Origin of the sequence: Micromonospora sp. NPDC047644, from assembly GCF_040704315.1 — a bacterium.
Classification (GTDB): Bacteria; Actinomycetota; Actinomycetes; order Mycobacteriales; family Micromonosporaceae; genus Micromonospora.
Genome location: NZ_JBEYSY010000011.1, coordinates 25,449 through 51,439, shown reverse-complemented (window position 1 = coordinate 51,439; position 25,991 = coordinate 25,449). Strand labels below are relative to the sequence as shown.

Here is a 25,991-nt window from a genome sequence, read left to right as displayed (position 1 = left end):
AGCCAGCCCCGGCGCGGACCGCGCGGGGTCCACCCGGACGGTCAGGACGCGCCGTCTGCGCGGAGCCGGAACACGTTCGACTCCGCCGAGTCGCGCAGCGACCCCAGCACCGCGCCGATCTTGTCCGCCGGCATGGGCTTGAAGAAGTGGTAGCCCTGCGCGGAGGTGCAACCCAACTCGGCCAGGGCCATTCGCTGCTCGGCGGTCTCCACGCCTTCGGCGACGACCCGCAACCCCAACTCGTGAGCGAGGCCGACGGTCGTCCGGACGATCGCGGCGGCCTCCGGCGAGTCGGCCATCCGGATGACGAAGGAGCGGTCCACCTTCAACTCGTCCACCGCGATCCGGGTGAGGAAGGTCAGCGACGAGAAGCCGGTGCCGAAGTCGTCGACAGCGAGTTGCACGCCCATCGACCGGAGCGTCGCCAGCACCTCGTCGATGACCTCCAGCTCGCTCATCACCACCGTCTCGGTGATCTCCAGGACGAGCCGGTGCGGCGGCACCTGGTGGCGGCGCAACGCCTCGGCGATCTCCGCCGGCAACCGGGGGTCGAGGAGACTGCGCGCCGAGAGGTTGACCGAGATCGGCACGTCCAGCCCGTCCCGGGCCCAACCGGCGGCCACGCTCAGCGCCTTGTTCAGCACGTAGCGGGTGAAGGTGCCGAGTTGCTCGCTGTTCTCCACCGGCCGGATGAAGTCGGACGGATTCAGCCATCCACGCCGGGGGTGCTGCCAACGGATCAGCGCCTCGACCCCGGTGGGCGCACCCGTGGCCAGGTCGACAGCCGGCTGCAACGCCAGCACCAGCTGATCGTCGACCGTCAACGCTTCCCGCAGCTCGGCCAGCAGGGCGAGCTGGTCGGTGCTGGCCGCGTCGCGGGTGCCGTCGTACGCGGCGACGTTGCCCCCGCCCTCCTTGGCCTGGTACATCGCGATGTCGGCCCGACGCAGCAGCTCGGTCAGGTCCGCGGTGCCCGCGGCGGCCACCACCACCCCGACCGAGACCTCGATGGACATCCGTACGCCGGCCACCTCGGTCGGTGCGGCCAGCCGTTCGGCGATCTCGCGGGCCTGGCGCAACGCGTGGGCCATCGGGGCGGCCCGGTCACCGAGCACCGGCGCCGCCGTGAGCAGCAGGGCAAACTCGTCGCCACCGAGCCGACCGAGCAGGTCACCGGCGCGGACCAGCGCGTTGAGCCGGTTCGCGGTCAGTCGCAGTAGCTGGTCACCCGCCGCGTGACCGAGGGTGTCGTTGACTTCCTTGAACTGGTTGATGTCCAGCAGCAACAGCGCCACCGGGTGGTCGTGGCCGAGCTGTCGCAGCGACTGGTCGCCCTTGCTCAGCATCGCCGCCCGGTTGGCGAGCCCGGTGAGCGGGTCGTGCACCGCCTCGTACGACGAACGGGCGGTCACCAGCCGCAGCTCGTGGTGGGTCGCGGCGTCGTGCAGGGCGGCGGCGAGGGCGTCGCCGAACGCGGCCACCGCGTCACGTTCCCGGGCCGTGGGTGGGGCCGAGCGGGGGAACCGCACCCGCAGCCGACCGACCGGCGTGGCACCGACCGACAGCGACCGGCTCAGCTCGTGCTCGTCCGGCTCCGACTGGTCCGGCGGGCTGGTCTCCCGGTCGACCAGCTGACCGCTGGCGTCGCCCCGGTAGCGGTGCCACCGGCCGTCGGCACGGGCCACGTCGACGTCCACCAGCTCGGCGTTGAACAGGGCCAGCGCCCCGGTGACCGCCGCGCTGGCCACGCCCCGCTCGTCGAGCTGGTTGAGGGCCGCGGTGGCCTCGGCGAAGGCACGCCAGGTGCGCCGCTCCTGATCGGAGCGCAGTCGGTAACGGTAGGTCTGCTGCAACAGCCACAGCAGCGGCGGTAGCAGCAGCAACCAGCGCGGATCGAGTTCCAGCAGGGCGACCACCACGAGGCCGACCGCCACGTTGCCGACGAACATCAGCAGCTTGCCACGCAGCGCGGCGAGCAGCGGCGGCCCGATCGGCAGCCCGTGCCGCAGACCCAACGTCACGCCGCCCAGCCATGCGGTCACCAGGAGGTACGTCACCGAACCGGCGATCACGGCCAGCGCCAGGGTCGGGGTGGGTGGCGAGAGCAGGGGCCGCCCGAGCGCGGTGGTCACGGAGACGGCGAGGGCCGATGCGGCGGCCAGCGAAGCGGCGATCCGGACGATCTCCAGGGCCGGACGGCGGTCGCTGTGCAGTGACAGCAGCGTCCAGGCCAGCCCGGTGCCGAGCAGCGTGGCGGACGGGAGCCAGCCGGCTGGAGTCAGGTAGAGGCAGACGATCAGGGCCGCCTCGCCCCAGGTGATGCTGACCATGCCGGCGGCCGAGCGGAATCGCAGCCGGGCGAGCTGGGCGAGGGCCAGGATGGCGACGGCGATGCCGAACCGGGCCGGACCGCCGAGGGGGTCGTCGACCGGCAGCCGGACCGGGAGGGTCAGCCCGACCGCGGCGGCGGCCAGGGCGGTCAGCGTGACGGCGGCGGTGAGCACGAGCAGCCGGCCCGGTGTGCCACGCACCCCGAGCCGATCGAACGGGTCGCCGGCCGGACCGGAGGTCATCGACCGTCCCCGTCAGCCGACCGACCGACGTCGCGGTGGGCGGCCGGTGCTGTGCTGGTCATCGGCGCCCCCTCCCGCACACGGCTCGGAGACTTTTGGTCCCCCGGCGGAAGGCTAAGCCAAACCGGGTGGTCGCAACAGGGGGCGACCACCCGGTTCGGCGTGATTCACGCGCGGACTACCCGTTCAGGTGCTGCTGGTGCCCGTTGGGAGCGGGCGTGGATGAATCACGCCCCCCGGTCCCGTCTGTCGGATCGACGACTGTGGCATCGGCCCTGGTCGGGTCGGTCGGCCCGGACTGCTGGGGGAAACGGTCCGGCAGACGGCGCAGCCGGGCGTTCATGTTGCGGATCAGCAGAATGGTCGCGGTGGCCAGCAGCAGGATGAGGAAGAGGCCCATCGGCCCGGCCAGACCACCCGTGCGGGTGTCCCCGAAGTTGTTCTCCGCGAGCACCTGGGCAGCGGTCAGCATGGCGTTCCTCCGATGTGCGGTTGGTAACCAGGGTAGCCCCGCCGGGAATCAGCGCGCGTGCGCCGTCTCCCGCACCCCGGCGAAGAGGTCGGACTCGGGCAGCGGGCTGTCGACCATCGACCGGGCCAGCTCGTAGTCCTCGGTCGGCCAGGCGCGCTGCTGGAGCTCCATCGGCACGTGGAACCAGAAGCCGTCCGGGTCGACCTGGGTGGCGTGGGCGCGCAGCGCGTCGTCGCGGACCGGGAAGTATTCGGCGCACTCGACCCGGGTGGTGATCCGCGGGCCCTTGTCGGGGCGGTCCTCCCACCGCTTGAGCCACTCCTCGTAGGGCGACTCCAGACCGGCGGCCAACATGCCCTCGTGCAAGGCCATGATCTTGCCCTTGGAGAAGCCGATGTCGTAGTAGAGCTTCAGCGGCTGCCAGGGCGCGCCCAGCTCCGGGTAGCGCTCCGGGTCACCGGCGGCCTCGAACGCGGCCACGCTCACCTTGTGGCACATGATGTGGTCGGGGTGCGGGTAGCCACCCTCCTCGTCGTACGTGGTCACCACGTGCGGACGGAACTCGCGCATCAACCGCACCAGCGGGCCCGCGGCGACCTCGACGTCCTGGAGGGCGAAACAGCCCTCGGGCAACGGCGGCAGCGGATCGCCCTCGGGCAGACCCGAGTCGACGAAGCCCAGCCAGGCCTGGTCGACGCCGAGGATCGCCCGTGCGGCGTCCATCTCGGCACGCCGGATCTCGCCGATGTTCGCCCAGACGTCGGGTCGGTCGAGCTTGGGGTTGAGCACGCTCCCGCGCTCGCCACCGGTGCACGTCACGACCAGGACGTCCACCCCCTGAGCGACATATTTCGCCGTCGTCGCCGCGCCCTTGCTCGACTCGTCGTCCGGGTGCGCGTGCACGGCCATGAGACGCAGTTGCTCTGCCAACTTCGGCGCTCCTCGTCTGTGCCGGACGGTGGACCCGACCGGGCTCGACCGGCTGACCTGCCGGGATCTTTTCTCACCGCACCCTGTCACCGGCCACCAGCGCCGGGCATGACCTGCCATTCCTGCCGCTGGACCGGGTGGGAGGATGGGGCTCTGTCATTCTTGCCGATGCCGCCGACAACAACGCCAGGAGATACCCGCCGGTGACCGAGACGCACGCCACAATTTCACCAGGCGCGCCGGTATTCCCGGCCGGGCGCTACGGCCGCCGTCGGGCACCGGGCGGAAAGCGCCGCCGTACGCTGCTGGCCGCGCTGGCGCTGTTGGCGCTCGTCGCGACGCTGACCGTGATCTCGGTCCGGCTCTACCGCCAGTACGGCGACCCGGTCTACGACGCCCAGGTGATCACTTACACCGACATCACGGACAAGCAGGTGCTTGTCGACTTTCGGGTGACGGTCCCGTCCGGTGGGTCAGCGGTCTGCGTGCTGCGCGCCCGAGACCGCGCCGGCGCCGAGGTCGGCCGCGAAGAGGTCACCGTGACCGCCGATCCCGGGAATCGGCACGTCACGACCCGGCACCGCCTGGCCACCACCGCGCGGCCGTTCATCGGTGAGGTCCTGCGCTGCCGAGCACCCTCCTGAGCTGGCGAAACACCACCAGAAGCGGGACTGGCGGGGCGTTCACCCCCGGTGTGTGATCCGGACACCGGCGGTGATGGCCGACACGCTGTGTCGTACCGCACTGGTAACTTGGTAGTTCACCTGTCAGCCAGCCACGCACAACTGAGGAGAACGCCTGTGTCCACTGGCAACGAGGCGCCCGCCACCTGGCTGTCCCAGGACGCGTACGACCGCCTCCAGGCCGAGCTCGACGAGCACATCGCCAACCGTCCGGTGATCGCAGCCGAGATCAACGCTCGGCGCGAGGAGGGCGACCTGAAGGAGAACGGCGGCTACCACGCCGCCCGCGAGGAGCAGGGCAAGGCCGAGGGTCGCATCCGCTACCTCCAGGAGCTGCTGCGCACCGCGAAGGTCGGCGCGGCGCCGACGGCGGACGCGGTGTCGCCCGGCATGGTGGTGACGATCTACTTCGACGACGACACGAGCGACACCGAGACCTTCCTGCTCGGTTCCCGGGAGATCGCCGCCACCACCGACCTGACCGTCTACAGCCCCGAGTCCGCGCTGGGCAAGGCGATCCTGGGCGGCCGCGCCGGGCAGACCTGCACCTACACGGCGCCCAGCGGCGCCGACATCAAGGTGACAGTGGTCAGCTTCGAGCCGTTCTCCGGCTGACCGTCGCCGATCGCGTCACCCGCTGCCGGCCGGGCCGACCGACGCCGGCACCCCGCTGCCGACACACCGCGCATCCGAGGCGTGGCACCCACCGGTGTCACGCCTCGGCCGCGAAGACCACCTGGTAGCCGCTGGCCCGCAGAGCGCTGATCAGGGTGTCCGAATGCTCGACACCACGGGTCTCCACCGACAGCGCCACCTCCACCTCACCGAGGCTGAGGTGCGGGTTGGCCCGCTGGTGTTCCACGTCCACCACGTTGGCCCGGTGCTCGGCGATCTGGCTGAGCAGCGACGCGAGCTGCCCCGGCCGATCCGAACAGCGCACGGTCACCCGCAGGTAGCGGCCCGCGGCGGCCAACCCGTGCTCGATCACCCGCATCATCAGCAGCGGGTCGATGTTGCCGCCGGAGAGCACCGCGACCACCGGCGTCTCCACCTCGACCACACCGGCCAGCAGCGCGGCCACCCCGACCGCACCGGCCGGCTCTACCACCTGCTTGCCCCGCTCCAGCAGCATCAGCAGGGCCCGGGAGATGTCCTCCTCGGAGACCGTGACGATCTCGTCGACCAGCTTGCGCACGTGGTTGAAGGTGATCTCGCCCGGCCGGCCGACCGCGATGCCGTCGGCGATGGTGGAGAAGATGGGCAGCCGGACCGGTTCCCCGGCCACCAGTGAGGGCGGGAACGCCGCCGCACCGGCCGCCTGCACGCCGATGATCCGGACGTCCGGGCGAAACGCCTTGGCGGCCACCGCCATGCCCGAGATCAGACCGCCGCCACCCACCCCGGTGATGATCGTCTTCACGTCCGGGCACTGTTCGAGGATCTCCAGCGCCACGGTGCCCTGCCCGGCGATCACATCGGGGTGGTCGAACGGGTGGATCAGCACCGCTCCGGTGCGCTCGGCGTACGTGTGTGCCGCGACCAGCGACTCGTCGACCGTGTTTCCGGCCAACTCGACCTGCGCGCCGTACCCCTTGGTGGCGGCCACCTTCGGCAGCGGCGCGTTGACCGGCATGAAGACGGTGGCGTGCGTCCCGACCAGGCCGGCGGCGAGAGCCACGCCCTGCGCGTGGTTGCCCGCGCTCGCCGCGACCACCCCGCGCTCCCGCTCCGCCGCCGACAACCGGGAGATCCGCACGTACGCGCCCCGCACCTTGTACGAGCCGGCGCGCTGCACGTTCTCGCACTTGAGCCACGTCGGCCCGCCCAGCGCCGCGCTGAGCGGCCGGGAGGGCTCAAGCGGGGTGGTGCGGGTGACGCCAGCGAGCAACTCCCGTGCGGCTCGCACGTCGTCGAGACCGACCAGTTCCGTCATGCCCCGATCGTGCCATTCGCCCCCAAGGCACCCGGCGGCGACACCGGTGCGAGACGTGCGGGAGACGGTCACGCGGTGGCCGTCGACCCCGTCTCGACGCGGGGATAACCGGGGGCGTGGCGCGTCCACGGGGCGGCCATCTCGAACTGCCCGGCCACACCGAGCAGCAGCAGCTCCGAACCGGGCGGGCCGACCAGCTGCACGGCGACCGGCAGGCCGTCGGGGCGGCGTCCGACCGGCACGACGACCGCCGGCAGGCCGGCGATGTTCCAGGGTGCGGCGTACGGGGCGTACCGGATGTTGGCTGTCATGTTCGCCCGCCAGGACCGCTCCGACCAGCGGGCCGCCTCCGGTGGCGGGCTGGCCAGCGCCGGGGTGAGGAGCAGGTCGACCGAGTGGTCGGTGAAGAAGTCGACCGACCGTTGCCGCCAGGCGGCCCGGTCCGCCTCCCGCACGTAGCCGCGACGCTGCGCCCACTCGCCGAGCGCGACGTGTCGCCGGGTACGCCGTTGCAGCCCACGCCGGTCCAGACCGGAGGCCCGAACGTCGGTCGCGGCAGCGGCGAGCCAGGTGGCGATGCCCTGCAGGCCGAGCGCGGTCGGGTAGACCGGATCGGCCGGCACGGTGTCGTGCCCGGCGGCGGCGAGGAGCCGACCGGCGGCGGCGACCGCGTCCCGGTTGGGCGCGTCCGGTGCGACACCGCGCACCGGGGAGCGCAGCGAGACACCCACCCGCAGCCGCTGCGGGGGCACCAGCTTTTCCGGACGCCGGCCGGCGAGCACCGAGAAGCCCACCGCCGCGTCGGCGACCGTGCTGGTCAACATGCCGTGTTCGGTGAGGCCGAACCAGTCGTCCGCCCCGAGCTGGCACGGGACCACACCCCGACCCGGCTTGAGCCCGACGAGTCCGCAGCAGGCCGCCGGAATCCGGATCGAGCCGAGGCCGTCGTTGGCGTGCGCCATCGGCACCAGCCCGGCCGCGACCGCGGCGGCGGCACCACCGGAGGACCCACCGGGGGTACGCGTGCTGTCCCACGGGTTACGGGTCACCGCGCTGTCGTCGTCGGTCAGCGCCCACAGCCCCAGCTCCGGCATTCGGGTCACGCCGAGGATCACCGCACCGGCGCCGCGCAGCCGGCGCACCACCTCGTGGTCGGCCTCCGCCACGTCGGTGCGGGCGGCGGCCGACCCGTTCCAGGTGGGCAGGCCGGCGACCGGGGTGTTCTCCTTGACCGCCACCGGAACCCCGGCCAGCGGCAGGTTGGCCAGGTCCTCCTGCTCGTCGACCTTCTCCGCCTCGGTGATCGCCTCACCGCCGCGAACGGCGCGGAACGCGGCCAGCTCACGGTCGGCTCGGGAGATGTACTCGAGGTGGTCGGCGACGACCTGGGTCGCCGAGACGTCACCTCGGCGTACGCCCCGGGCGATCTGCTTGGCGGTCGCTCCGACCCAGGTCGCCATGATGTCCTGCACGGCCATCCTTCCCCAGCGGTCAGCCCAGTGCCTGCTCCAGATCGGCGAGTAGGTCGTCGACCGTCTCGATGCCGACAGACAGTCGCACGAGATCGCCGGGAACTTCAAGCGGCGAGCCGGCAGCACTTGCGTGTGTCATCCGACCCGGGTGCTCGATCAGGGACTCCACGCCACCCAGCGACTCGGCGAGCACGAAGAGCTTGGCCCGGTTGCAGATCTCGACGGCGTGGTCCTCACCACCGGCGGCGCGGAACGAGATCATGCCGCCGAACCGGCGCATCTGCTTGGCGGCCACCTCGTGACCGGGGTGCGAGGGCAGCCCTGGATAGAGCACCTGGGCGACCTTGGCGTGACCGTCGAGGTACGCGGCGAGCCGCTCGGCGTTGTCGCAGTGCCGATCCATGCGTACCCCGAGGGTCTTGATGCCGCGCAGGGTGAGCCAGGCGTCGAACGGGCCGTTGATCGCGCCCATCGCGTTCTGGTGGTAGCGCAACTCCTCGCCGAGTCCGGCGTCGGCGACGACGAGGGCGCCACCGACCACGTCGGAGTGCCCGCCGACGTACTTGGTGGTGGAGTGCACCACCACGTCCGCGCCGAAGGCGATCGGCTGCTGCAGGTAGGGCGAGGCGAAGGTGTTGTCCACCACCAGCAGGGCGCCCGCGTCGTGCGCCACGGCGGCCAGGGCGGCGATGTCGGCGATGCCGAGCAGCGGGTTGGTCGGCGTCTCCACCCAGACGATCTTCGTACGGCCGGGCTGCACCGCCGCCCGGACCGCGTCCGGGTCGGAGACCTTGGCCGGGCTGAACTCCAGGCCCCAGCGCTGCGCGACCCGGGCGAAGAGCCGGTACGTGCCGCCGTACGCGTCGTCCGGGATCACCACGTGGTCACCGGGCTGGCACACGGCCCGCAGCAGGGTGTCCTCCGCCGCGAGGCCGCTGGCGAAGGCGAGCCCGACTGGCCCGCCCTCCAGCGCCGCCAGGCACTCCTGGAGCGCGTCACGGGTCGGGTTGCCGGAGCGGCTGTACTCGTACCCGAGGCGAGGTGCGCCGACGGCGTCCTGGGCGTACGTGCTGGTCTGGTAGATCGGTGGTATCACCGCGCCGGTGCGGGCCTCGGGGTCCTGACCGGCGTGGATGGCGAGCGTCTCGAAGCCGTGACTCATTCTGGTGAGGCTAGTGCCCCGTCGGAGAGGGCTGGAACGGAACCCGCGCTCCCGCTGGGGGCCGGACCTTCCGGCCCGGCCCCCACGTGCCAGCCAGCGGCCGACGGTCGGTCAGCCGGCCGGTACGGGCAGGACGTGCAGTGTCGCCGGGTTCCGCCCGGCCCAGTCGTAGGAGAGCGCGTAGAGCCGTGCGCCGTTCGGCGACCAGGCCAGCCCACCCGGGGCCAGCTCACCGCCGCCCAGCACGAACCGGGTCAGTTCGGTGCCGTCCGGCTGATAGACGAACAGGTACGAGGTGTCCGCCGCCGCGGCGACCCTGGTCCCGTCGCGGGACGGCTCGACGGCGGCCGGGTAGGGGCCGGTGGGGAAGATCGCCGAGGGGGTGGTGATGTCGGCGAACGGGAACGCCTGCACCTCGTACGGGGCGCCGGCCGCCGTGTAGAGGGTGGTGCCGGTCGGGTCGAGGGCGATGTCCCGCAGGTTGCTGCCGACAACCGTCCACTCGTTGGCCCGCAGCAGGGTCAGCGTTCCCCCGGCTCCGAGCGCGTACGCGTAGACCGACGCCGGGCTCAACGAGACCTGCCCGGCCAGCAGCACCGATCGGTTCTGGCTGGCGGCGGCCAGCAGCGGAGCGCCGTAGAAGTCCTGGGTGGTGGCCATCCCCGTCGTCACCCGGGCCGGCTGCCGTCCCAGGTCGATCTGGCCGATGTTGCCACCCCACTGGTCACAGCCGTAGCCGAACCACAGGTACCGGCCGGTCAACGCCAGCGACGACGGGCACTCGCCCGCGCCGGTGTCGTAGCGGGCCGACTCGACCAGTGAGCCGGTGTCGAAGGCGGCGATGGCGTTGGCGGTGGGCAGCGCCACGTAGAGGGTCCGCCGGTCGGCGCTGAGCAGCAGGTCGGTGGGGCCGGGCAGGCCCGACAGCGTGCCGACCACGGCGCCCGCCGCGCTGGTCACCACGACTTCGGTGGCGGAGCTGCCACCGCTGACGAAGACCCGGTCACCGGCCGACACCACGTCGGCCACCGTGTTCAGCGGCAGTGGGGTGGCGGTCTGCGCGGCGGCCGCCTGGGCGGGGCCCGGGGCCGTGCCGGTGAGCAGCCCGGCGGTCAGCGCCGCCAACGCCAGGGTGAGACCTCTTCTGATCTGCAAGCTTCGTCCTCTCAGAGCGTCGACGCGGACGCCGACGGCCGGGATCGCCAGGCACTCATTCATTCACGTAGATGACTATCACAGTCGGTTCTGGCGTGGGGGGCGCCGTGACCCGCGAGGCCGCCGGCATAGCCTGACCCGATGAGCGGTTGCGTGTTCTGCGGGATCGTGACGGGCGAGGTGCCGGCGTTCCGGGTGGCCGACACCCCGGACGGGGTGGCGTTCCTGGACACCCGCCCGGTGTTCAAGGGGCACGTCCTGGTGGTGCCCCGGCCGCACCTGGTGACCCTGGCGGAGTTGCCGGCCGACCTGCTGCCCGCCTACTTCGCCATGGTGCAACGGCTGGCGGTGGCGGTCGAGACCGCTCTCGGCGCCGGTGGGACGTTCGTGGCGATGAACAACAAGGTGTCCCAATCGGTGCCCCACCTGCACACCCACGTGGTTCCGCGTACCAAGGGCGACGGTTTGCGGGGCTTCTTCTGGCCGCGCACCCGGTACGACGACGACACCGAGGCCCAGACGTACGCGGACCGGATCGCGGCAGCGCTCCCGAGCGGGGCCTGACCGACTGTCACGCGGGTAAGGAAGCTGGACCCTCCGGTGTTACACGCTGGGAGAGGTACGAGAGGAGATCCCCACCGTGTTTTTGCGCCGTATGAACGCCGAAATGGTCTCGCCCGACCAGGCCCTGCCGGGCCGTCCGATCGCCATGCCGGTCGCCGACCGCCACGAGGTGCTGGGCACCCCGTTGCAGGGCCCGTTCCCTGAGGGTCTCCAGGTCGCGGTCTTCGGCATGGGCTGTTTCTGGGGTGCCGAGCGGCTGTTCTGGACGCTGCCCGGCGTCTACACCACCTCCGCCGGTTACGCGGGTGGCATCACCAAGAACCCGACGTACGAGGAGACGTGTTCCGGCCGGACCGGGCACGCCGAGGTCGTCCAGGTGGTGTACGACCCCAGCAAGATCAACTACGAGGATCTGCTGAAGGTCTTCTGGGAGAACCACGACCCGACCCAGGGCATGCGCCAGGGCAACGACGTGGGCACCCAGTACCGCTCGGCGATCTACACGACCACCGACGAGCAGCGGACCATCGCGGAGTCGTCCCGCGACGCGTTCCAGCCGATCGTGACGCGGGCCGGCAAGGGCGCGATCACCACCGAGATCGCCCCGCTCGGCAGCTACTACTTCGCCGAGGACTACCACCAGCAGTACCTGGCGCCGACCAAGAACCCGAACGGGTACTGCAACCACGGCCCGAACGGGCTGAGCTGCCCGGTCGGCGTGGCCCGTGTCGGGGGCTGACCACCACGAACCACCTGTCGGGGCGCGAGCGATTCGCCGCGCCCCGACGGCTGTACGGCCCCGATCCGTTGCGGAGCGACGGGCCACCCGGGACCATGACCGCCGTGACCAACGAGCAGGCCGATGTCCGGGCCGCCTTCGAGCGCCGAATCGACGCCCTGCGAGGCCGTCGGGTGCTCGCCGTCGACTACTGGGACCTGCACACCAGCGGCCCCGACCCGGACTGGGACTACGGCGACTGGCACCGCGCCGTCCTGGGGGTCGAGCTGGCCACCGTGGCCGGCCCGGTGACGATCACCTGGGACGCGACGTTCCACCCGTACGGCGTCGACGTGTTCCTGGAGCCCATCGCCCGCCACCTCGATGAGGACGAGTCGCAGCGGGCCGGGCCGGCAGCCGATTCGCGCTGGGACGCCTTCCTGGGCCAACCGATCCGGGCCGCGACGATCCGGTGGGACACGCTCACGTTCGGGCCCGCCACGCGGTGGGACGGCGAGGTGGTCGCCCCGCCGCGTGACGTGCGCCTTCCGACCGCCCTCCGGCTGGACTTCGACGCGGGGCCGGTGTGGTTCGTCGCCGGCATGCCACGGTTTCCCCAGGTGGACGACGTGTTGATCCCGGGCGACGAGATCCTGATCGTCTTCACCGCCGCGAAGATGAGGGCGATGGGGTACGCCGACCCGACCTTCGCCACCTGAGTCACCGTCGTTCGGCCACCTTCGGAGGTGTCCGGGCATTCCCGTTCGGCCCTGTGATCGAAATCCGTTGCCGAGCCCGACGAGAACTCGATAACGTGGCCGTACACGTGAAAGGAGGTGGTCCAGACTTGTATAGCAATCGGACTCGTGAGGTGGCTGTCAGCTAGCCGCTGTCCTCGACAGTGATCGGCCTGCCGCAAGGCGGGCACAAGCACCATCGTCGAGACCGTGTGGCAGCGGTGCGGCGAATCCACGACAGCCACCCGACCCCCGGGGTGCCGGCCAAGTCCAGCCGGCCCGCGCACATGCGCGGAGCGCCCCGGGGGTCGCTCCATATCCGCGGGAGTGGCGATGTCCATGCGCGAGCTGGTGGTGCTGGGGACGGCCAGCCAGGCGCCGACCCGTCAGCGCAACCACAACGGGTACGTGTTGCGCTGGGACGACGAGGTGATCCTCTTCGACCCGGGTGAGGGCAGCCAGCGCCAACTCCTGCACACCACCGTCACCGCCACCGACCTGACCCGGATCTGCGTCACCCACTTCCACGGGGACCACTGCCTGGGCCTGCCCGGCACCATCCAGCGGCTCTCCCTGGACCGGGTGCCGCACCCGGTCGCCGTGCACTTCCCCGCCGGCGGCGCCGAATACTTCGCCCGGCTGCGGCACGCGACCTCGTTCTACGAGACCGCCGAGCTGCGGGTCGAGCCCATCGAGGCGGACGGGCAGCGGATCGACCTGCGCTGCGGCACGCTGGAGGCACGCCGGCTACGGCACCCCATCGAGACGTACGGGTACCGGCTGGTCGAGCCGGACGGGCACCGGATGCTGCCGGAGAAGCTGGCCGCGTACGGCATCGCGGGGCCGGCCGTCGGCGAGCTGATCCGCGTCGGGCACCTGGACCTCGACGGACGCCGCGTCACCCGGGCCGATGTGGGCGTGCCCCGGCCGGGGCAGCGGTTCGCGTTCGTGATGGACACCGGCCTCTGCGACGGGGTGTACGCCCTCGCCGAGCGCGCCGACCTGCTGGTCATCGAGTCGACGTTCCTGGAGTCGGAGGCCGCGCTCGCCGCCGAGGTCGGCCACCTGACCGCGGCGCAGGCCGCCCGGGTGGCGACCGAGTCCGGGGTACGCCGGCTCGTGCTCACCCACTTCTCCCAGCGCTATCCCGACCCGCGCCGGTTCCACGACGAGGCGCGCGCGCACTTCGACGGCGAACTGATCATCGCCGAGGATCTGACCACGGTGCAGGTTCCGCCCCGCCGGGTAGCCTCGGCCGGGTGACCGTCACGCTCCGCCCCGCGACCGAAGGTGACCTGATGGCGGTGGGTGCCCTGCACCAGCGCTCCCGGGTCGCCGCGTACTCCGCCTTCGTACCGGCCGAGGCGCTGGCCGAACCCACACCGGAGGCGATGGGGCGGTACTGGGTCGAGCGGTGGATCTGGGAGCGGGACACCCACCGGATGACGGTGGCCGAACGGGCCGGGGCGCTGGTCGGGTTCAGCCACCTGGGCCCGGACGACGAGGACGACCCCGCCACCGGGCTGCTCAACGCGATCCATCTCGACCCGGCCGAGCAGGGCCGCGGTGTCGGTCGCACCCTGATGGTGGACGCCCTGGACGCCATGCGGACGCAGGGTTGGCGGCGTGCCGTGCTCTGGGTGCTGCGGGACAACGCCCACGCCCGCTCCTTCTACGAACGCGGCGGCTGGACCCCCACCGGCGCCGAGCGCGAAGAACACATAGGCACCGCCCCAACCCCCCAAATCCGCTACACCCGCCCCCTCTAACCCCCACGCCCTCGCCCCGCCCCGCCCCCGCCCCCGCGCTCGCCCCTAAGCCCGCGCCGATCTTGCACTTTCTGTCGGGACAAAACCTGACAAGAACCGCGTTCGGGCGACAGTAAGTGCAAGATCGACGGGGCGAGGGGCGGGGGCGGGGGCGAGGGGCGGGGCGAGGGCGGGGCTGGGGCGAGGGGCGGGGCTGGGGGGTTAGTGGGCTCCTAGGTGGGCGAGGAGGTCTTGGCGGGTCAGGACGCCCTTGGGCTTGCCGTCGACCAGGACCAGCGCGGCGTCGGACTTCTCCAACATGCCCACCGCCTCGCTCACCGGCTGACCACCGCCGATCATCGGCAGCGGGTCGCCCATGTGCCGCTCGATCGTGTCGTGCAGGTGGGCCTGGCCGGTGAACAGCGCGTCGAGCAGGTCCCGCTCGGCGATCGAGCCGGCGACCTCACCGGTCACCACGGGTGGCTCGGCCTTGAGCACCGGCAGTTGCGAGACGCCGTACTCGCGCATGTAGTCGATCGCGTCGCGGACGGTCTCGGTCGGGTGCACGTGCACCAGCTCGGGCAGGCCGCCCGGCTTGCTGGCCAGCGCGTCGGCCACCGTCGGCTCCGCCCCCGAGTTGTCGAGGAAGCCGTACCGGGCCATCCACGAGTCGTTGAAGATCTTGGAGAGGTAGCCGCGACCACCGTCGGGCAGCAGCACCACCACCACGTCGTCCGGGCCGGCCCGGCGGGCGACCTCCAGGGCGGCGACCACCGCCATGCCGCAGGAACCGCCGACCAGCAGCCCCTCCTCGCGGGCCAGCCGCCGGGTCATCTCGAAGGACGCCTTGTCGGAGACCTCCACGATCTCGTCGGCGACACCCCGGTCGTACGTCTCCGGCCAGAAGTCCTCGCCGACGCCCTCCACGAGGTACGGACGACCGGTGCCACCGGAGTAGACCGAGCCCTCCGGGTCGGCCCCGACGACGCGCACCCGACCCTCGGACGCCTCCTTGAGGTACCGGCCGATGCCGGAGATGGTGCCGCCGGTGCCGACGCCGGCCACGAAGTGGGTGAGTTCGCCGTCGGTCTGCTTCCACAGCTCCGGACCGGTCGTCTCGTAGTGCGAGCGCGGGTTGGCCGGGTTGCTGTACTGGTTGGGCTTCCAGGCGCCGGGGATCTCCCGGGTCAGCCGGTCCGAGACGTTGTAGTACGAGCGCGGGTCCTCCGGCGCGACGGCGGTCGGGCAGACCACCACCTCCGCGCCGTACGCGCGAAGCACGTCCTGCTTGTCCTGGCTGACCTTGTCGGGGCAGACGAAGACGCACCGGTAACCCTTGAGCTGGGCCACCAGGGCCAACCCGACACCCGTGTTGCCGCTGGTCGGCTCGACGATGGTGCCACCGGGCTTGAGCAGGCCGGCGGCCTCGGCGTCCTCCACCATCCGCAGCGCGATCCGGTCCTTCACCGAGCCGCCCGGGTTGACGTACTCCACCTTGGCCAGCACGGTGGCCTGGATGCCCTCGGTGACGTTACGCAGACGCACCAGCGGGGTGTTTCCGATCATGTCGACGACGTTGTCGTAGTACTGCACGGTGTGCCCTTCGTTGCGGCGCCGGCGGTGGGCGGCCGGAAGACTATTGCTCACCGCCCAGCGTACGTGTCGTCAGGGCACCAACCCCCCGGGGATGACCGAGCTGCGGCGGGCCTCCCACTCGAGGAACCGGTCGGTCTCGGCGAGCACGCTGCCAGCCAACCAGGTGACCATCACCGCGTCGTCGGCCAGCCCGAAGATCGCCAGCGGGATCTCCGGGAGCAGGTCGATCGGCGAGACGATGTACGCCGTCGCCGCGGTCATCAGGGCCAGCCGAAGGCCGCCGTCGTACTCCCCCTTGGTGGTGGCCCTGATCATCCGGGGCAGCGCCGCCAACCGCGTGCCGATCGACGGCCCGTTGCGCGCCCCGGCCGCCAGGGCCCGCGCCAGGGCCGTGAACGCCGCGCTGCGCTTCAGTGTCTTACCCATCGTCGCGCTCCTCTCCGCCGGATCAGCGTGGCGGGTCGGCGCAAGTCGGCCGGCCTCCGGAACCCTGGTACCCCGTCGCGTCGGTTTCCAGGCACCCGGGTGCCGTCACGACGACAGCGGTGTGTCGGGCCAGCGCGATAATGTCGAGATATGGGGGTGGCAGGTTTCGTCGTACCCGATGAGCGCTGGCGGCAGGCCAGGCGCGTCGCCCTGCTGGCGGCCATCGGGACGGGCGCCACAGCGGCGGCCGTGGTGGCGACCGGTGGGGTGCTGGTTGGCCAGGCCCGCCAGGCGCGACGGACCATCCCGATGGCCGAGGCACCGCCGCCCCGCTGCGACGGGATGTACGGCGCGAAGTTCCCCGGCCCGGCGCTCACCATGGTCGTGCTCGGTGACTCGTCGGCGGCCGGCTACGGGGTGCACCGCCGTCGTGAGACGCCCGGGGCGCTGCTGGCCACCGGTCTGTCCCGTCGACTGCACCGGCCGGTGCAACTGCACCGCTTCGCGGTGGTCGGCGCCATCTCGGCGGCGCTGCGCCACCAGGTGGAGGCGGCGCTGGAGTGCCGACCCGACATCGCGGTGATCCTCATCGGCGGCAACGACATCACCAACCGCACCCCGCGCGGCCTGGCGGTGCGCTACCTGGTCGAGGCGGTGCACACCCTGCGGGACGCGGGGTGTGAGGTGGTCGTCGGCACCTGCCCCGACCTGGGTGCGATCCGCCCGATCCAGCCTCCTCTGCGCTGGCTGGCGCACCGCTGGAGCCGCCAGCTCGCGGCCGCCCAGACGGTGGCCGTGGTCGAGGCGGGCGGGTGGACGGTCTCCCTCGGTGACCTGCTCGGCCCCCGGTTCGCGGCCGAGCCGACCCGGATGTTCGCCTGGGACCGGTTCCATCCCTCCGCCGAGGGGTACGCGATGGCCGCCGCGGCGCTCCTGCCGACGATGCTCTCCGCCCTCGGCGCGACCCCGGAACGACGGGTCACACCGACGCGCGGGGACGGCGTACGGTCGCTGCCGAGGGCCGCGCAGGAGGCGGCCCGACACGCCGGCACGGAGGTCAGCGGCGTCCAGGTGCGAGGCCGCGATCGGGGGCCGGCCGGCCGGTGGGCGCAGCTGCGCCGACGGGCGTTCTTCGGTGTCGGCGCGGTGCCGCAGCACGGGTCCGCCTCGGACACCTCGACAGTGGAGGGACTGGCATGAACGAGCGCAGCGCGCGGAGCGTGACCTCCGGCCTCGCCGGCCGACTGGGTCGGGCGGCGGCGATCTCGCTGTTCGCCGGCACTGTCGGGGGCGCCGCCGTCCTCGCAGGCGAGGCGTTCATCGCCCGGCACCGACGCTACGCCGAGCCGGAGTTCGGCCTTGCCCTGCGCGCCACGATCGGCCGGGCGGGCGCTGCCCCGCTGCGGCTGGTGTTGCTGGGCGACTCGTCGGCACTGGGCGTCGGTGTCGACCGTCTGGAGGACACCATCGGCGGGCAGTTGGCCAACCTGCTGGCCGAGGGCCCGGCCGGCCGTCGGGTGCACCTGTCCAGCGTCGGCGTCTCCGGGTCCCGCTCGACGGACCTCGCCACCCAGGTGGCCCGGGCCCTGCTCGGCGAGCGGCCCGACGTGGCGTTGATCCTGATCGGCGCGAACGACGCCACCGGGCTGCGCCGGCCCTCCGACGCGGCGGCCTATCTCGGTGCCGCGGTGCACCGCCTGCGCGAGGCGCGCGTCGAGGTGGTCGTGGGCACCTGCCCCGACCTCGGGGCGGTGCGTGCCATCGCGCCTCCGCTGCGCCAGGTGGTCGGCTGGTCCGGGCGTCGGGTGGCCCGTGCCCAGACCACTGCCGTGCTGGAGGCGGGCGGCTCGGTGGTCGACCTGGCCACCGAGACCGGGCCGGTGTTCCGGGCCGACGCCGGGACGCTCTGCCAGGACGGCTTCCACCCCTCCGCCGACGGCTACCGGGTGTGGGCGCACGCGCTGCTGCCCGCCATCGTCGCCGCGGCGGCGGCCACGACCCGGCGCTAGCCGGGGTGACATTTCCCGCCGCGCCGGCTTCTTCCGCGCCATGTTACCGGCGGTTAACGTTGGTCCATGCCGATTGAGTCGTCCCGCGACGCCGTCATCGTCGCCACCGCCCGCTCCCCCATCGGTCGGGCGCACAAGGGTTCCCTGCGCGACGTCCGCTCCGACGACCTCGCCGCGACCATCGTCCAGGCCGCGCTGGACAAGATCCCCGCCCTCGATCCGACCACGATCGACGACCTCTACCTCGGGTGCGGCCTGCCCGGCGGAGAGCAGGGCTTCAACATGGCCCGGGTGGTGTCCACCCTCCTCGGTCTGGACACTGTGCCCGGCGCCACGCTGACCCGCTACTGCGCGTCCTCGTTGCAGACCACCCGGATGGCGATGCACGCCATCCGGGCCGGCGAGGGCGACGTGTTCGTCTCCGCCGGGGTGGAGATGGTTTCCCGCTACGCCCGGGGCAGCTCCGACGGGCTGCCCCCCGAGGCGCAGGCCCTGGTCGGCGGCCGCTGGGAGAACCCCCGCTTCGGGACGGCCGCGGAGCGCTCGAAGCGCCGCGCGCAGGGCGACGCCGAGGTGTGGACCGACCCGCGTGAGGCCGGGGAGCTGCCCGACATCTACCTGTCCATGGGGCAGACCGCGGAGAACCTGGCCCAGGTGTACGACGTCACCCGCGCCGACATGGACGAGTTCGGCGTACGCAGCCAGAACCTCGCCGAGAAGGCGATCACCGACGGTTTCTGGGCCCGGGAGATCACCCCGGTCACCACGGCGGACGGCACAGTGGTGAGCACCGACGACGGGCCCCGGGCCGGCGTGACCCTCGACGCGGTCGGCGGGCTGAAGCCGGTGTTCCGCCCGGACGGTCGGATCACCGCCGGCAACTGCTGCCCGCTCAACGACGGCGCTGCCGCCGTGGTGGTGATGAGCGCCCAGCGGGCCGAGGAACTCGGGCTCACCCCGTTGGCCCGGATCGTGTCGACCGGCGTGACCGCCCTGTCGCCGGAGATCATGGGACTCGGGCCGGTCGAGGCGTCCCGGCAGGCGCTGCGCCGAGCCGGCATGACCATCGACGACGTCGACCTCGTCGAGATCAACGAGGCGTTCGCCGCGCAGGTCATCCCCTCCTACCGCGAGTTGGGCATTCCGGAGGAGAAGCTGAACGTGATGGGTGGGGCCATCGCGGTCGGCCACCCGTTCGGCATGACCGGTGCCCGGATCACCGGCACCCTGCTCAACGCACTGGAGTGGCACGACAAGACCATCGGCCTGGAGACCATGTGCGTGGGCGGTGGCCAGGGCATGGCCATGGTGCTGGAACGGCTCAGCTGAGCCGAGCTGCCCTCAGAGCGCGCTGCGGGTCGCCGTCACCTCGGCGGCGGCCCGGGCCAGCGCCTCGGGCCCCGGGTGGGCGGCCAGCAGGTCCGCCGCGACCACCCGCAGCTGATCGGGCAGGGCCAGATCGTTGTCGAGCCGGGGCACCACCCGACGGGGCTGCCCCTCGGCGTCGGCGGCCAGGTTGGCGACCTCCTGCACCAGGCGGTGCACCAGGTCGGCGCGGGACACGTTGCCGGCGGTCGCGACCGCCGCCCACCGGGGCTGCTGCCAGTGCGCGATCTGACGGACCAGCAACTGCACGGCCTTGTCCAACTCCGCTGCGCTCATCGCCGCCGAGTCTACGGCCGACACCGTCCGCGTCCGGGTCGGGCCGGTCAGCGGCGTAGGTAACTGAGCAGTCGCAGCAACTGCCAGTAGAGGAAGACCAGACCGGTGAGTAGGCCGAACGCGCTCAGCCACGCGTACCGGCGGGCCCGGCCGTCGCGCACCGAACGCTCGACGAGGTCGAAGTCGAGGATGAAGCTGAACGCCCCGGCGATGATGGCCACCACCGAGAAGGCGTACGGCAGCCAGCCGACCTGTCCGCTGACGCTGTAGACCGCCAGGCCAGACCGCCCGGTGATCAGGTACGACACCAGGTTGACCACGCTCAGCACGGCGATACCGAGCAGGGTGCCGATCACCAGGCGGGCCAGGCGGGGCGTCGCCCGGATCACTCGGGCCCGGTAGAGCGCCGCCATGCCGAGGAAGACACCGAAGGTGCCGGCCACCGCCTGCACCACGATGCCCGGATAGACCTGCTCGAAGGTACGGCTCGCCACCCCCAGCAGCAGCCCCTGCAGGATGGCGTAGCCGACGATCGGCACCGGGTTGGTGATCCCCCGCAACGAGATGACCAGGACCAGCGCGATCGAGGCGAGCGCGCTGCCGGCCAGCGCCGCGCCCAGCCACACCGCGTCGGGGATCACCGCCCAGGACACCGCCGCGGCCGCGCCGGTCACCAGCAGCAACCCGACGGTACGGACCACCACGTCGTCGACGGTCATCGGCTCGACGTCCCGGGCGCCGAGCACCCGAGCCTCCACCCGGCCGGTTTCGTCCAGCCGGTTGAGCACCGGGTTGTTGCTGCGCACCGCCGCCTCCTCAGCCCACGTACCCCCAGGGCGTGTGTCAAAGGCCCCGACCGGCCGAGGCTTTGACACCTGCCCTCGCAGTCACTCTGCCCCGGGCGGACCGGCGGCGGCGGGCAAACGGCGCGGACGACGGCGCCCGCCCCCACCGGAGTGGGGACGGGCGCCGGTCGGCAGTGCGGACGAGGTCAGTCGTCGCCCTGGAAGTAGCTCAGCAGCCGCAGGATCTCGATGTAGAGCCAGACCAGGCTGACCAGGATGCCGAAGGCGGCCGTCCAGGAGTAGCGCTGGGGCAGGCCCATCCGGACGCCGTCCTCGATCTCCTTGAAGCTGAGCACGAAGCTCAGCGAGGCGACCACGATGCAGACCAGGCTGAAGCCGATGGCCAGCGGGCTGCCGTCACGCAGACCGGTGTTGACGCCGAACAGCGCCAGCACCAGGTTGATCATCATGACCGCGAAGAGGCCGACCATCACGGCGATCATGCCCTTGACGAAGGCCGGGGTGGCCCGGATGACCTTCGCCCGGTAGAGCATCGCCATCAGGAAGAAGATGCCGAAGCTGGCCGCGGCGGCCTGGAGCACGATGCCGTCGTAGGCCGTCTCGAACGCCTTGCTGACCATGCCGACGAAAACACCCTCGACGACCGCGTACGCGATCACGAGCGCCGGGTTGGCCATCCGGGAGAACGAAATGATCAAGCCGAGCACCAGACCGACGACTGCCGCGCCGATCCAGGCGGTACCGACCAGCGCGTCGGGCACGAGCACCCAGGCGGCCGCGGCGGTGATGCCGAGGATGCCGAGCAGAGCGACCGTCTTGACGACCACGTCGTCGAGGGTCATCGGCGCCACGGTGGGTGGCGCGGCCGGGTAGTCGGCCTGGGACGGGTACTGCTGGGGAATGCCGGGCTGTCCGTACGGCCCGGCCGGGGCGTACCCGGCGGAGCGCTCCCGCTCGGCCGCTTGGCCGAGCCGGGCGAGCACCGGGTTCGAGGTCTTCACTGTCTGGCCTCCCTCAGGGGGTCGTTTGCACGTGAACGTGCCCTCCAAGAGTAAACGGCAGAGCCAAGTCCTGGAGATCACGAATGAGAATGTGTGAGTCGACCGGTGCCCGGGGCGGGGGTCGAACCCGCACGCCTTTCGGCAGCCGCTTTTAAGGCGGCCGTGTCTGCCTTTCCACCACCCGGGCGAGTGGCACCGGCGCGCCGACACGCCTGGTGCAGTGTCACCGTAGCCGGTCTACGGCGACCCGGCGTACCCCGACGGGCTGGCCACATTAGGGTCGATGCCGTGAGCAGCGCAGCCCCCACGGCCCCCGACGCCGCCCCTGAGCAGGCATTCCGCCTCGCCGATCGGGCCAATCGCCGACCCCGGGCCACCCGGCTGCTGGCCGCCGTCCGCCGCCATCGGGCGGATTTGCTGGCCGCTGTGATCTTCGCGGTGCTGGCCGGCTGGCTCACCCACGGGCTGTGGCCCGACCCGGGCGGGCGCATCCTGGCGCTCAACCCGGAGGACCAGGCTCTCTACGAGTGGTTCCTGGCGGTGGACGCCCGCGCGCTGCTCGGCGACTTCGACCTGCTCACCGACCGGCTCAACGCTCCCGATGGTGTGAACCTGATGGCCAACACCACCGTGATCGCCCTCGGCGTCGTCTTCTCGCCGGTCACCCTGCTGCTCGGCGCGCCGGTCACCTTCGCGCTGCTCGCCGCCGGCAACCTGGCCGGCACCGCACTCGCCTGGTACCTGCTGTTCCACCGGACGCTGGGCGTCCGCCGGCTGGCCGCCGCACTCGGCGGGGGGCTGTGCGGATTCGGACCCGGCATGGTGTCGCAGACGAACAGCCACCTGCACATGACCGCCCAGTGGCTGGTGCCGGTGATCGTCTGGCTGGTGGTCCGGCTGTTGCGGGCGGCCGACCCGGGGCCCGGCATCGCTAACGAAGCCGGCAGTGTCCGAGCCGCCGGGCCGGACCGCCGGCGACTGTTCACCTCGGCCGCGGGGCTGGCCGGCGCGGTCAGCGCGCAGGTCTTCATCGGCGAGGAAGTGCTCTTCCTCGCCGCGATCACGCTGCTGGCGATGGCGATCAGCTACGCCGTGGCGGACCGGGACCTGGCCCGCCGGGCGCTTCCCGGGTTCGCCGGCGGGTTGGCGATCGCCGCCGGGCTCGCCCTGCTGGTGCTCGGCTATCCGCTGTGGTTCCAGTTCGCCGGGCCGCAGGGAGTCGCCAACGGGATGTTCACCCCCGCCTACTTCTCCGCCGACCTGAGCAGTTGGTGGGCGCTCTCCCCACTGTCGGTGGCCGGCAGCGACGAATCCGCCCGGCTGACCACCGGGCCCGCCGAGTACAACACGTTCCTCGGCTGGCCACTGCTGCTGGTCGCCGCGGTGAGCGCGATCTGGGCCGGGCGGCGCCGGCTGGTCTTCGCCTGCGTCGTGGCGGGCCTGGTGATGGGGGCGCTCTCGCTCGGCCCGGAGGTGGTGCTCGGCGGCACCAGGACGGCGATCCCCGGCCCGTACGCCCTGATCGGAGGGCTGCCGTTGGTGGACGGGGCGTTGCCGATGCGGTTCGCGCTGGCGTTGCTGCCGCTCGTCGCGACGCTGCTGGTGCTCGCGGTGGACCGGGCCCTGCGCAGCTCCGGCCAGGCGCGGCGGCTGGTGCCGCTGGCCGTCGGCGCGGCGCTGCTGCCGATCTTCCCGACCCCCCTGCCGACCGCCGGACGACCCGCCGTGCCGGAGTTCGTCAGCGGCGGCCACTGGCGGCAGTGCGTACCGCCGGGCGGGGTGCTGGTCCCGGTGCCACTGCCCACCCCGAAGGAGCCCTGGCCGATGCGCTGGGCGACCGCCGCCGACGCCGGTTTCGGGCTGCCGGAAGGCTTCTTCATCGGCCCCTACGGGAGGGGCGGCGGCGCGGCGATGGGCACCTTCAAGCAGCCCACCTCCGCGCTCCTGGCGGATGTCGCCCGCCGCGGTGACCAACCGGCCATCGGCGACGAGCAGCGCCGCCAGGCCGTCCGCGACGCGGACTTCTGGGGCGCCTCCTGCGTCGCGCTCACCGACGAGACCCCGCACGCGGACGCCCTACGGAAAACCCTGGAGAGCCTCTACGGCCCGCCCACCCGCATAGCCGACGCCTGGACGTGGCGGGTCTAGACCAACCAAAACCCCGTCGATCTTGCACTTTCTGTTGGGACAAGACGCGCCAAAAGGCGTATCAAGGCATCCGAAAGTGCAAGATCGACGGGGTGTGGTTGGGACGGACCGCGGCTAGACGCGGGGCGCGCCGACCGGCTGGGAGGCCTCGACGAACTCCTCGCGCGGGTCGTGCAACTGGCCCAGGGCGACCACCTCGCGCTTGAGGAAGAACGCCAACGACCAGTCCACCACCACGCGGACCTTCCGGTTGAACGACGGGATCCGGCTCATGTGGTACGTCCGGTGCATCACCCAGGCCGGCCAACCGGTCATCTTGATCCCGTACACCTGGGCCACGCCCTTGTGCAGGCCGAGGCTCGCCACACTGCCGACGTGCTTGTGCTTGTAGTTCACCGGCTCGCGACCCCGGATCACGGCCGCGATGTTGTCGGCCATCCGGGCGGCCTGGCGCACCGCGTGCTGAGCGCTCGGCGAGCAGAAGTTGCCCGGCTCCTTGGTCAGGTCCGGCACGGCGGCGCAGTCCCCGGCGCTCCAGGCGCCCTCGAGCACCCGGTCACCGTCGACCACCTGGAGCGTGGGCAGGCAGGTGATCCGTCGACGGTCGTCGCGCGGGAAGTCGGTCGAGTCCAGCATCGGCGACGGCTTCACGCCGGCGGTCCAGACGATGGTGTCGGAGCGGAAGCTGTCACCGTCGGAGAGCTTCACCACCCCGTCGACGCAGGACTCCAGGCGGGTGTCCAGCCGGATGTCCATGTTGCGCTTCATCAACTGCTGCACGGTGTACGCGCCCATGTCCCGGTCGACCTCGGGCAGCACCCGCTGGGTGGCCTCGACCAGGACCCAGCGGACCTCGTCCTGCTTGAGCTCCGGGTAGTACCGCAGGGCGTCGCGAGCCATGTCCTCCATCTCGGCGAGCGCCTCGATGCCGGCGTACCCACCGCCGACGAAGGTGAAGGTCAGCGCCGAACGGCGGACGTCCGGATCCGGCGTGGCGGCCGCCACGTCGAGCCGATCCAGCACGTGGTTACGCAGGTAGATCGCCTCGCCGATGGTCTTGAACCCGATGCCCTGTTCGTGCAGGCCAGGGATCGGCAGGGTGCGGGAGACCGAACCCGGGGCCACGATCACGTGGTCGTAGGTGATCTCCCGGGCCGGGCCGCTGATCGGCTGCACGGTGGCCACCTTGCGGTCGTGCTCGATCCGCGTGACCGTGCCGGCCACCATCTTGCACCGGCGCAACTCCCGTCGCAGCGGCACCACGGAGTGCCGCGGGGAGATGTTGCCCGCCGCCGCCTCGGGCAGGAACGGCTGATAGGTCATGTGGGGTTGGGGGTCAACCACCATGACCTCAGCCTCACGGGAGCTGAGCTTCTTCGACAGGCGCAGCGCCGCGTACAGACCGACGTGCCCGGCACCAACCACAAGGATCCGCTTCGGATTCACGTTGTCTATCTTTCCCCGGCCGGCTCAGGTAATCCCGCTCGCGGCCCCCATCTGTGACGGAGCACAACCCATGTGACCTGCGTAACCCTCGGATCGCAGTGGTCACCGACGCCGCAACAGCCAGCCCAGCAACACTGCCGTCCCCACCGCCACCAGCAGCCCCAGCACTGTCACCCACTGGTGACCGGCACCCCCACCCGTCCCCGTCGCCTGCAACAACAGCACGCCGAGCACAGCGGAACCCAACAGCACGGCCGACGACCGCACCAACCACCGGGTGATCAACTCGGGGTCCACCATCGCGTCGTAGGGCAACAACGCGGCCAGCGCGCAGAGGGTGTGACCCAGGTAGAGCAGGGCCGCGACGGCGAGCAGCCGCCAGAGGGCGACCGGACGGCCGTACCCGTCGGTGGCGAGCAGCCAGCCGGCCACCGTGACCAACGCCGTGAAGGTCATCCAGACCTTGCGCGGCCCGAACGCGGGCAACAGGGCGGCCACCGCCAGGAAGAAGATCGGCCGGCCGGACAGCACCTCCGCGGGAAACGCCAGCGCGAACCCGGCAAACACGATGACGAAGATCCCCGCCCGCACCAGCAGCGGGGCCACGCTGACGCGAGCGACGGCGTACTGCGCCGCCCGAACCCGCTCCACCAGAGCGCTCACCGCACCCGCCTTCCGTTCGCGACTGCGGGGCTCGCAAGCTCACTCCTCGCGCTCACCGCACCCGCCTTCCGTTCGCGACTGCGGGGC

At 71.9% G+C, this 25,991-nt stretch carries 25 protein-coding genes and 1 tRNA gene; 11 read left to right on the top strand and 15 right to left on the bottom strand.

Annotated elements, in window-relative coordinates; all coding sequences use genetic code 11:
- Positions 1–41: 41 nt before the first annotated feature.
- The 3 genes from AB0877_RS19305 to mca all read right to left on the bottom strand — a co-directional run bounded on the left by AB0877_RS19305 (position 42) and on the right by mca (position 3,975).
- On the bottom strand, positions 42–2,573 hold the full coding sequence (locus tag AB0877_RS19305) for a bifunctional diguanylate cyclase/phosphodiesterase (RefSeq protein WP_366610350.1): 2,532 nt from the start codon (positions 2,571–2,573) through the stop codon (positions 42–44).
- 178 nt (positions 2,574–2,751) lie between these two features.
- Entirely contained in the window at positions 2,752–3,045 is a 294-nt protein-coding gene (locus AB0877_RS19300; protein WP_238666652.1) for a hypothetical protein, read from the bottom strand.
- Between the two features lie 48 nt (positions 3,046–3,093).
- Positions 3,094–3,975, bottom strand: coding sequence for a mycothiol conjugate amidase Mca (mca, locus tag AB0877_RS19295; RefSeq protein ID WP_091394187.1), 882 nt, complete (start codon positions 3,973–3,975; stop codon positions 3,094–3,096).
- A 203-nt stretch (positions 3,976–4,178) separates the two neighbouring features.
- Here mca and AB0877_RS19290 point away from each other — a divergent pair, with 203 nt between their 5' ends.
- Both AB0877_RS19290 and greA read left to right on the top strand, forming a co-directional pair.
- Complete coding sequence (locus tag AB0877_RS19290; protein ID WP_366610348.1) at positions 4,179–4,619, top strand: DUF4307 domain-containing protein; 441 nt, start codon at positions 4,179–4,181, stop codon at positions 4,617–4,619.
- A gap of 156 nt (positions 4,620–4,775) precedes the next feature.
- On the top strand, positions 4,776–5,273 hold the full coding sequence (gene greA / locus AB0877_RS19285) for a transcription elongation factor GreA (RefSeq protein ID WP_366610346.1): 498 nt from the start codon (positions 4,776–4,778) through the stop codon (positions 5,271–5,273).
- A 97-nt stretch (positions 5,274–5,370) separates the two neighbouring features.
- Here greA and ilvA read toward each other — a convergent pair whose 3' ends face one another.
- From ilvA to AB0877_RS19265, 4 genes are all read right to left on the bottom strand, one after another.
- Entirely contained in the window at positions 5,371–6,591 is a 1,221-nt protein-coding gene (ilvA, locus tag AB0877_RS19280) for a threonine ammonia-lyase (protein WP_366610345.1), read from the bottom strand.
- 68 nt (positions 6,592–6,659) lie between these two features.
- Positions 6,660–8,069, bottom strand: a complete 1,410-nt coding sequence (locus AB0877_RS19275) for an amidase family protein (RefSeq protein WP_366610344.1) — start codon at positions 8,067–8,069, stop codon at positions 6,660–6,662.
- Positions 8,070–8,082: 13 nt separating this feature from the next.
- Positions 8,083–9,225: a cystathionine gamma-synthase gene (locus AB0877_RS19270; RefSeq protein WP_355005630.1), complete on the bottom strand. Its 1,143-nt coding sequence runs from the start codon at positions 9,223–9,225 to the stop codon at positions 8,083–8,085.
- Positions 9,226–9,336: 111 nt separating this feature from the next.
- Positions 9,337–10,380: a hypothetical protein gene (locus AB0877_RS19265; protein ID WP_366610342.1), complete on the bottom strand. Its 1,044-nt coding sequence runs from the start codon at positions 10,378–10,380 to the stop codon at positions 9,337–9,339.
- Positions 10,381–10,521: 141 nt separating this feature from the next.
- Here AB0877_RS19265 and AB0877_RS19260 point away from each other — a divergent pair, with 141 nt between their 5' ends.
- The 5 genes from AB0877_RS19260 to AB0877_RS19240 all read left to right on the top strand — a co-directional run bounded on the left by AB0877_RS19260 (position 10,522) and on the right by AB0877_RS19240 (position 14,168).
- On the top strand, positions 10,522–10,944 hold the full coding sequence (locus AB0877_RS19260) for an HIT family protein (RefSeq protein ID WP_366610341.1): 423 nt from the start codon (positions 10,522–10,524) through the stop codon (positions 10,942–10,944).
- Between the two features lie 76 nt (positions 10,945–11,020).
- Positions 11,021–11,683 (top strand): peptide-methionine (S)-S-oxide reductase MsrA, encoded by a 663-nt coding sequence (gene msrA, locus AB0877_RS19255; RefSeq protein WP_366610339.1) that lies wholly within the window; start codon positions 11,021–11,023, stop codon positions 11,681–11,683.
- Positions 11,684–11,787: 104 nt separating this feature from the next.
- Positions 11,788–12,381: a hypothetical protein gene (locus AB0877_RS19250; protein WP_366610337.1), complete on the top strand. Its 594-nt coding sequence runs from the start codon at positions 11,788–11,790 to the stop codon at positions 12,379–12,381.
- A 351-nt stretch (positions 12,382–12,732) separates the two neighbouring features.
- A complete protein-coding gene (locus tag AB0877_RS19245) occupies positions 12,733–13,662 on the top strand; it encodes a ribonuclease Z (RefSeq protein WP_366610335.1) in 930 nt (309 codons plus the stop codon).
- Positions 13,659–14,168: a GNAT family N-acetyltransferase gene (locus AB0877_RS19240; protein WP_366610333.1), complete on the top strand. Its 510-nt coding sequence runs from the start codon at positions 13,659–13,661 to the stop codon at positions 14,166–14,168. The genes AB0877_RS19245 and AB0877_RS19240 overlap by 4 nt, the downstream gene beginning before the upstream one ends.
- Before the next feature lie 201 nt (positions 14,169–14,369).
- On the opposite strand, the gene AB0877_RS19235 is transcribed toward AB0877_RS19240, so the two are convergent.
- Entirely contained in the window at positions 14,370–15,740 is a 1,371-nt protein-coding gene (locus tag AB0877_RS19235; RefSeq protein WP_366610618.1) for a cystathionine beta-synthase, read from the bottom strand.
- 72 nt (positions 15,741–15,812) lie between these two features.
- Positions 15,813–16,169, bottom strand: coding sequence for a YkvA family protein (locus AB0877_RS19230; protein WP_112582466.1), 357 nt, complete (start codon positions 16,167–16,169; stop codon positions 15,813–15,815).
- Positions 16,170–16,319: 150 nt separating this feature from the next.
- On the opposite strand from AB0877_RS19230, the gene AB0877_RS19225 reads away from it, so the two are divergent.
- The 3 genes from AB0877_RS19225 to AB0877_RS19215 all read left to right on the top strand — a co-directional run bounded on the left by AB0877_RS19225 (position 16,320) and on the right by AB0877_RS19215 (position 19,507).
- The gene (locus AB0877_RS19225) at positions 16,320–17,369 is read left to right on the top strand and encodes an SGNH/GDSL hydrolase family protein (protein ID WP_366610332.1); all 1,050 of its coding nucleotides are present in this window, start codon (positions 16,320–16,322) and stop codon (positions 17,367–17,369) included.
- Positions 17,366–18,178: an SGNH/GDSL hydrolase family protein gene (locus AB0877_RS19220; RefSeq protein ID WP_366610331.1), complete on the top strand. Its 813-nt coding sequence runs from the start codon at positions 17,366–17,368 to the stop codon at positions 18,176–18,178. The genes AB0877_RS19225 and AB0877_RS19220 overlap by 4 nt, the downstream gene beginning before the upstream one ends.
- 66 nt (positions 18,179–18,244) lie before the next feature.
- Positions 18,245–19,507: an acetyl-CoA C-acetyltransferase gene (locus tag AB0877_RS19215; RefSeq protein WP_366610329.1), complete on the top strand. Its 1,263-nt coding sequence runs from the start codon at positions 18,245–18,247 to the stop codon at positions 19,505–19,507.
- A 12-nt stretch (positions 19,508–19,519) separates the two neighbouring features.
- Here the strand turns inward: AB0877_RS19215 and AB0877_RS19210 are convergent, their stop codons facing one another.
- The 4 genes from AB0877_RS19210 to AB0877_RS19195 all read right to left on the bottom strand — a co-directional run bounded on the left by AB0877_RS19210 (position 19,520) and on the right by AB0877_RS19195 (position 21,834).
- Complete coding sequence (locus AB0877_RS19210) at positions 19,520–19,840, bottom strand: hypothetical protein (RefSeq protein ID WP_366610328.1); 321 nt, start codon at positions 19,838–19,840, stop codon at positions 19,520–19,522.
- Between the two features lie 47 nt (positions 19,841–19,887).
- Positions 19,888–20,646 carry a Bax inhibitor-1/YccA family protein gene (locus AB0877_RS19205; protein WP_366610327.1) on the bottom strand — a complete coding sequence of 253 codons (759 nt, stop codon included), beginning with the start codon at positions 20,644–20,646 and terminating at the stop codon, positions 19,888–19,890.
- 185 nt (positions 20,647–20,831) lie between these two features.
- Positions 20,832–21,647 (bottom strand): Bax inhibitor-1/YccA family protein, encoded by an 816-nt coding sequence (locus AB0877_RS19200; protein ID WP_366610326.1) that lies wholly within the window; start codon positions 21,645–21,647, stop codon positions 20,832–20,834.
- A 106-nt stretch (positions 21,648–21,753) separates the two neighbouring features.
- A tRNA-Leu gene (locus AB0877_RS19195) sits at positions 21,754–21,834 on the bottom strand.
- Positions 21,835–21,935: 101 nt separating this feature from the next.
- Here AB0877_RS19195 and AB0877_RS19190 point away from each other — a divergent pair.
- Complete coding sequence (locus AB0877_RS19190) at positions 21,936–23,795, top strand: hypothetical protein (RefSeq protein ID WP_366610325.1); 1,860 nt, start codon at positions 21,936–21,938, stop codon at positions 23,793–23,795.
- Positions 23,796–23,909: 114 nt separating this feature from the next.
- On the opposite strand, the gene AB0877_RS19185 is transcribed toward AB0877_RS19190, so the two are convergent.
- A complete protein-coding gene (locus tag AB0877_RS19185) occupies positions 23,910–25,241 on the bottom strand; it encodes an NAD(P)/FAD-dependent oxidoreductase (protein WP_357207102.1) in 1,332 nt (443 codons plus the stop codon).
- A 102-nt stretch (positions 25,242–25,343) separates the two neighbouring features.
- A complete protein-coding gene (locus tag AB0877_RS19180) occupies positions 25,344–25,904 on the bottom strand; it encodes a hypothetical protein (protein WP_366610323.1) in 561 nt (186 codons plus the stop codon).
- Between the last annotated feature and the right edge of the window lie 87 nt (positions 25,905–25,991).

Excerpts from the sequence above, each read along its gene's own strand:
- AB0877_RS19210 (WP_366610328.1), bottom strand. The coding sequence starts at position 19,840 with ATGAGCGCAGCGGAGTTGGACAAGGCCGTGCAGTTGCTGGTCCGTCAG.
- AB0877_RS19230 (WP_112582466.1), bottom strand. The coding sequence starts at position 16,169 with ATGGGTAAGACACTGAAGCGCAGCGCGGCGTTCACGGCCCTGGCGCGG.
- AB0877_RS19275 (WP_366610344.1), bottom strand. The coding sequence starts at position 8,069 with ATGGCCGTGCAGGACATCATGGCGACCTGGGTCGGAGCGACCGCCAAG.
- AB0877_RS19220 (WP_366610331.1), top strand. The coding sequence starts at position 17,366 with ATGAACGAGCGCAGCGCGCGGAGCGTGACCTCCGGCCTCGCCGGCCGA.
- AB0877_RS19245 (WP_366610335.1), top strand. The coding sequence starts at position 12,733 with ATGTCCATGCGCGAGCTGGTGGTGCTGGGGACGGCCAGCCAGGCGCCG.
- AB0877_RS19300 (WP_238666652.1), bottom strand. The coding sequence starts at position 3,045 with ATGCTGACCGCTGCCCAGGTGCTCGCGGAGAACAACTTCGGGGACACC.
- AB0877_RS19270 (WP_355005630.1), bottom strand. The coding sequence starts at position 9,225 with ATGAGTCACGGCTTCGAGACGCTCGCCATCCACGCCGGTCAGGACCCC.
- AB0877_RS19225 (WP_366610332.1), top strand. The coding sequence starts at position 16,320 with ATGGGGGTGGCAGGTTTCGTCGTACCCGATGAGCGCTGGCGGCAGGCC.
- ilvA (WP_366610345.1), bottom strand. The coding sequence starts at position 6,591 with ATGACGGAACTGGTCGGTCTCGACGACGTGCGAGCCGCACGGGAGTTG.
- AB0877_RS19260 (WP_366610341.1), top strand. The coding sequence starts at position 10,522 with ATGAGCGGTTGCGTGTTCTGCGGGATCGTGACGGGCGAGGTGCCGGCG.
- AB0877_RS19305 (WP_366610350.1), bottom strand. The coding sequence starts at position 2,573 with ATGACCTCCGGTCCGGCCGGCGACCCGTTCGATCGGCTCGGGGTGCGT.
- AB0877_RS19215 (WP_366610329.1), top strand. The coding sequence starts at position 18,245 with ATGCCGATTGAGTCGTCCCGCGACGCCGTCATCGTCGCCACCGCCCGC.